This is a genomic window from Methanobrevibacter sp. (genome assembly GCF_017447225.1).
GTDB lineage: Archaea > Methanobacteriota > Methanobacteria > Methanobacteriales > Methanobacteriaceae > Methanocatella.
In genome coordinates this window covers 1-4134 of sequence record NZ_JAFSNZ010000026.1, presented here as the reverse complement: position 1 = coordinate 4134, position 4134 = coordinate 1, and the positions used below count along the sequence as shown (strand labels likewise).

The window sequence follows — 4134 nt, the reverse complement described above, 5'->3', positions numbered from 1 at the left end:
TTATTTATTGTTCACTTTTTGTGAATTGACCCATAATATTTATAAATTTAAATGTTATAATATTTTATATTAGGAAATTCATATTTTTTTATTGGAGTATAGGAAAAGTTAATAGTTATTTTTGATGATAACTAAATGTTATTAAAAGTAACTTTGTTGTAGAAATTTTATATGGAGATGATTCACATGAATGATTTTGATGATTTGGAAAATTCTTCTAAAGAGGAGTTAATTGAAAAAGTCGAAACCTTGCAGGATGAAATTTCCTCACTACGTGAAGAGAAATCCAAAGCAAAAAGTAATTTGATGTGGAAAGTTAGGAAATTAGAAAAAGATAAAGTTCTAATTGAAAATGAAAAAATTAGATTAGAAAGAGAAGCTAAATCCTTACGTTCCGAAGTAGAAAGATTTAGATCTCCACCTTTAGTTTTAGCTACTATTACTGAAGTTTTAGATGAAAATAGGATGACAGTTAAAAGTAGTACTGGTCCTAGTTTTCTTGTTAATTACTCAAAATTCTTAGATGAAAAATTATTGGTTCCAGGTTCCAGAGTTGCTCTAAACCAACAGACTTTTGGTATTGTCGAAGTATTGCCTTCTGAAAAAGATGCAAACGTTTCAGGTATGGAAATTGAAGCAAAACCTGATGTTACATATGAACAAATCGGTGGTTTGGAAGAGCAAATTGTTGAAGTTAAGGAAACTGTTGAATTACCATTAAAAGAACCTGAATTATTTGAAAAAATTGGTATTGATCCGCCTAAAGGAATATTGTTATACGGTCCTCCGGGAACTGGAAAAACTTTACTCGCTAAAGCTGTTGCAAATGAAACTAATGCCACATTCATCAAGATTGTCGCTTCCGAATTTGTTAAAAAGTATATTGGGGAAGGTGCAAGGCTTGTACGTGAAGTATTTGAATTGGCAAAAGAAAAAGCTCCAGCCATTATATTCATAGATGAGCTTGATGCTGTAGCTGCTAAAAGGCTTAAAAGTTCAACCAGTGGTGACAGGGAAGTTCAAAGGACTTTAATGCAATTGCTTGCTGAATTGGATGGTTTTGAATCCAGAGGAGATATCGGTATTATCGGTGCAACCAACAGACCTGATATTTTAGACCCTGCTCTTTTAAGACCTGGCCGTTTTGACAGATTCATTGAAGTTCCTCTTCCAAATGAGGATGGAAGAAAAGAAATTCTTAAAATTCATACTAAAAGAATGGCATTGGATGAAGAAGCTGATATTGACCTTTTAAGCGACCTGACTGATGGATTGTCCGGTGCGGACTTGAAAGCTGTCTGTACTGAAGCAGGAATGTTTGCTATTCGTGAAAAACGTGATAAGGTAACTGTTGCAGATTTCATGGATGCTGTTGATAAAGTTGTAGACTCAGAACATGATGATGAGTTCAAAAAAGAAGCTGGCGTAATGTTCGGTTAGTTATTCTTTTACAAATAAGCCTATGATGAACCCTATGAGCTCTGATTAGTGATGAATGATGGGCGAGCTGAGGCTTATTTTTTATACTTTTTTTGTAAAACTTTATTTAAAATTAACGACTAATAGTATTATTATGTTTGGAAAAAAAGATAATCAGGCAAATGATAGAATTATTTATCAGGCTAAACCTAATATGCTGTTGGGTTGTAAAAAAGCTATTTTTGGATTGATTTTATTAATTCTTGTTTTATCTGTTTCTGGAGCTATTATTCAATTCGTTGGGGAAATGCAGGTTTATATGATTTCCTATGTTAAACTGTCCTTAACCAGATATACGGCAATTGGAGTTTTTGTAGTAATTCTTTTGATTGTTGTTTATATCATATGGCAAATAATTGGCTGGTATTCCAAGGATTATGTTTTGACAGAATCTAAAATCATTGTAAAATCAGGTATATTAATTACCCGTAAGAATTACATGCCTTATTCCACCATTCAGGATATTAACACGTCCCAAGGTATTTTATCAAGATTATTTAATGTGGGATCAGTCAGTGTGTACAGTGCATATGATAACAATCAGATGGTTCTTGAAAATATATCCAATCCATCTAAAGTGGAAGATATTATTTTTTCCAAAATGACACAGCCTAGATCATATTATCAGCCGAATAGGCAGAATTTCAACAATCCTGGCTATCAGGGTTCTGATTATTATCAGCCTTCTTATCAAAATAGGAATGATTATTATGCAAATCAGGAGTATTATCAGTCTCCACAGCAGGATATTGATAATTATTATGATGATGACGATTATGTAATCACTCCAATCAGACAGGAAGAGCAATACTCACGCAGACAATATGACTATTATCCTGAAGACATATCCTATCAGGAACCTCAAAGAAATAGGTATCAGTATGAACCTTATGAGGAAAGTCTGGAACATAACATTAATCGTGCGTTGAATAACGATTATGAATCAGCAAACAATTATGATGATGGAAACTATTATAATGAAGTAAGCAGTAATTATTCTCGCAGTGATGAAGATTACTATTATAATAATGATGATGAATATCAATATAGGGAATATTCCAGAAAAGATGATGAATCTCAGAAAAATGATGTGGATGACTCAAGCGAAACTATAATAAAAAGACATTTTGATAAATTTAAAAGATAAATCTTCATTGGTGATTAGATAATGGAATTATTATGTATACAGTCACAGGAACATCCAAAACTGCCCCAGGGCGAACTTAAAGCCGTTATTGAATGTGAAGAGATGAAATGTAATTTGGATGTAATAACAGAAGGATTAGTTATATTAAATAATATTTCTTCAGAGGATATAGATGAATATTATCAGATATTAACCAGAAGATTAGGTTATACTCATGAGGTTCACCAAATAATAAAGACTTCCAATATACACGATTTGGAAAAAGATTTATTATCAATTGACTGGCAGGATTATATTCATGAGAATTTTGCTGTAAGATTGAAAAGATTCAATTCTCAAGTAGATACAGTAGCCATTGAAAGAAGGGCAGGTTCACTAATTCTGGAAAAAACTGAAAACATTAAAGTTAAGCTAAATAAGCCGAATTCTTTAGTAAGGCTGGTTGCATTCGAAGATGTTATTTATATTGCAATTGAAAGATATCATCTCAATAAAAAGCATTTTGAAGAGATTAAACCTCATAAAAGACCATTTTTCTATCCCGGTTCAATGAGTCCTAAGCTTGCAAGATGTATGGTGAATCTCTCAAGAGTTAAAGCAGGGCAGTTGGTTTTGGATCCTTTCTGTGGGACTGGAGGAATACTGATTGAAGCAGGTCTGATTGGATGTAAAGTCGTGGGGTCTGACGTTAACTGGAAGATGAAAAATGGAACAGCTATTAATCTGGATTATTGTGGAATAACCGATTATAGAACATTCCATCTGGATGTCCGTGAACTTAAGATGTATGAAAAAGTAGCAGGTGTTGTTACAGATCCGCCATATGGAATCTCCACATCCACTGGGGACATTGATGGGGATGATATATTTAAAGAATTTTTCCATGCAATCTATGATAACATGGCTGATGATGCATATTTATGTATGGCAAGCCCTCATTATGTGGATTTGGATCCTATGATAAATGAAGTGGGATTTGAACTTGTTGAACAATATGCCATTAAAATGCATAGGAGTTTAACTAGAATTATCTCTGTTATACGAAAATCATCATGAAAATAGCTAAGTTTATATACTAGTTATTTTTATTCAATATTTTTTTCATATTCTTTTAATATATAATTCATTTTTTTATTTGGGACTATTTTTTTAATTAATTCTTATATTTTTTATTTATCATCTCTGTTGTATAAAATTTATTCTAAAATATTTCATAATTCGAATTATTTTTTTATTTTAATCTTTAATTAATTTTATTTAAAGATTTTATTCATATATTATAAATATTTTTTATTAAAAATAATTTTTGCAATATATTTTAATTGATTTTGTTAATTAAATATCTCTGTCTATTAGATGTGCTATATGAATTATGGCGATGACCTAAGTTAAATTGTATATAACAATCATAACAATGATGGTTGCTTTCCACATGTAGCGATACATTTTATGAGTACTTGAGTTTTTTCGAGTATGATGTTGGTTTTGTAGATGTGGTGAATATTGAT

General features: G+C 31.4%; 3 protein-coding genes. All 3 read left to right on the top strand.

Annotated elements, in window-relative coordinates; translation table 11 throughout:
* Nucleotides 1-186: 186 nt before the first annotated feature.
* Complete coding sequence (locus IJQ68_RS02355) at nucleotides 187-1440, top strand: proteasome-activating nucleotidase (RefSeq protein WP_394355663.1); 1254 nt, start codon at nucleotides 187-189, stop codon at nucleotides 1438-1440.
* A gap of 133 nt (nucleotides 1441-1573) precedes the next feature.
* The gene (locus tag IJQ68_RS02350; protein ID WP_292796452.1) at nucleotides 1574-2626 is read left to right on the top strand and encodes a PH domain-containing protein; all 1053 of its coding nucleotides are present in this window, start codon (nucleotides 1574-1576) and stop codon (nucleotides 2624-2626) included.
* 21 nt (nucleotides 2627-2647) lie between these two features.
* The gene (locus IJQ68_RS02345) at nucleotides 2648-3682 is read left to right on the top strand and encodes a TIGR01177 family methyltransferase (RefSeq protein WP_292796450.1); all 1035 of its coding nucleotides are present in this window, start codon (nucleotides 2648-2650) and stop codon (nucleotides 3680-3682) included.
* Nucleotides 3683-4134: the final 452 nt, after the last annotated feature.